The organism is Vibrio ichthyoenteri ATCC 700023 (genome assembly GCF_000222605.1).
Taxonomy (GTDB): Bacteria; Pseudomonadota; Gammaproteobacteria; order Enterobacterales; family Vibrionaceae; genus Vibrio; species Vibrio ichthyoenteri.
On sequence record NZ_AFWF01000241.1, the window covers coordinates 1 to 1651 of the forward strand.

3 protein-coding genes are annotated in these 1651 nt (G+C 41.1%); all 3 read left to right on the forward strand.

Features of this window, described 5'->3' with window-relative positions:
- Window positions 1-191 precede the first annotated feature (191 nt).
- Window positions 192-599, forward strand: a complete 408-nt coding sequence (locus tag RH85_RS16780; protein WP_006713899.1) for a DUF3577 domain-containing protein — start codon at window positions 192-194, stop codon at window positions 597-599.
- Window positions 600-743: 144 nt separating this feature from the next.
- Entirely contained in the window at window positions 744-1253 is a 510-nt protein-coding gene (locus RH85_RS16785; protein WP_138956490.1) for a hypothetical protein, read from the forward strand.
- 61 nt (window positions 1254-1314) lie between these two features.
- A partial coding sequence (locus tag RH85_RS16790) for a hypothetical protein (RefSeq protein WP_006713901.1) occupies window positions 1315-1651 on the forward strand: 337 nt, incomplete at its 3' end.

Below are 1651 nucleotides of genomic sequence, written 5' to 3' on the forward strand. Positions count from 1 at the left end.
CGGGAACTACACCGCCCTTAAATCGCTTTCTGAGACGTGTCGCGGTTTCGAAAAGAAACTGGAAAGCTTTTTCAACTTTTGTCCATCTTATGATGTAGACATAACTTACTTTGTTACCACCCACACGGGAAGATTATTTCCCAGTGGGGTAATAGTTTTTCTCGTTTCATTACTTGTTAGGAGAAAACACTATGTCTGGTAATAACAACGCTAACTACTTCGATATTCACACTTCTGCATTTGGTTTTATTAACCGTGTACGTAAGGTTGTACCGAATAGAGGCGAACCGTTCTGGGCGGCTGATTTTTCAGCTTGTCGAGGCGATGCTGGCGAAAAAACGTACTTTGACGTTAAAGTTGTTGGGACAGAAGCTAATGCTCTGTTTGAACAGCACCTTGCGAATTTTGAGCAAGGTAAAGACAAAGTAACAGCAAGCATTGTTATCGGCGACTTGCGCGTAGAACTATTTACTTATAAAGCTGGTGAAAAGAAGGGGCAAACAGGCGTTTCATTGAAAGGTCGATTGCTTCGTTTTAAATACTTGAAGGTTAATGATGAGGTTGTTCTTCAAACTGAATCAGAAGCCCAAGCCGCTTAATAACTGACTGCCCAATACGTTTATCGTGTTGGGCATTTTCGTCTAAGGGCGAAAGAACTCTGACCCAATGGGGGAAACATTCCCTGCGGGCATCGTTTCTCTTTTTTTATTCGTAAATTTGGAGAAATGATGATGAATGAACAAATGATAACTCAACATCAGTACAACGCGTTTGTACTGGCGCAAGTTAATACGGATGGTTGGCAAAACGAAGAAACGTGCCCTGATTGTGGCAAAATGGCAATCAGACGTGATTTTGAATCTTGTCATACCGGTTCTGTGAATGCGCATTACACCCTAAACTGTTCACATTGTGGCTACCATGAGTGTGAGCAGGATGAGTGTTCTATCTGTGATGTGAAATATGACCACAACCAACACATCAATGATGAGGTTGGTAAATGGTTGTCTTTTATGGATTTAGTTGAAGACAGGTTAGCCGAAGGACGATGTGTCCCAGGTGTACTTTGGACTCAGTTCAAACATGTCATGTATCATCAACCAGCAGTGGCAGATTTACTTGATAATGTTTTGGGGCTTGGTTTACCAGCTAATTGTGGAAGACAAGTTGTTCATCATGTTCAACGACATATCATGGATGTGCGATTTAAGCTTAATCTTGAACAACGTATTCAGCTTGCGAAATTGAATTAATCATAAACCCACAGGGGATTCGATCCCTTGGGCGTTTCTCCTTTTATTAGGAGAAACGATAATGAATCAATTGATGATTAACCAATCTCAGCACAGTGCTTTCGTACTTACTGAGGTGCTTAATGCTACTGGTTATGACTATGTTCGAGGTGGATGCTCAGTCAAAGACTTTGATGAGAGCTATTTATTTCGTCAATACAGTTATGACGAAGCTGGTAAATGGTGGGTGTTTTTAAACCATGTTGAAGAGTGGTTGGTCGCAGGAAAACCAGTAACCGGCTTTCTGTGGTCATTTCTTCTCTATGTAATAAATCCAAAGTCTGAAATGACGGGATTTGTTTGTCTGTTGCTTGATTTTGAACCATTAGAGGCCCAAAACAAGCTCGGTATGTTTAAAC

Bases quoted from the DNA above. Each gene is read 5' to 3' on its own strand.
- RH85_RS16780 (WP_006713899.1), top strand. From the start codon at position 192: ATGTCTGGTAATAACAACGCTAACTACTTCGATATTCACACTTCTGCA.
- RH85_RS16785 (WP_138956490.1), top strand. From the start codon at position 744: ATGATAACTCAACATCAGTACAACGCGTTTGTACTGGCGCAAGTTAAT.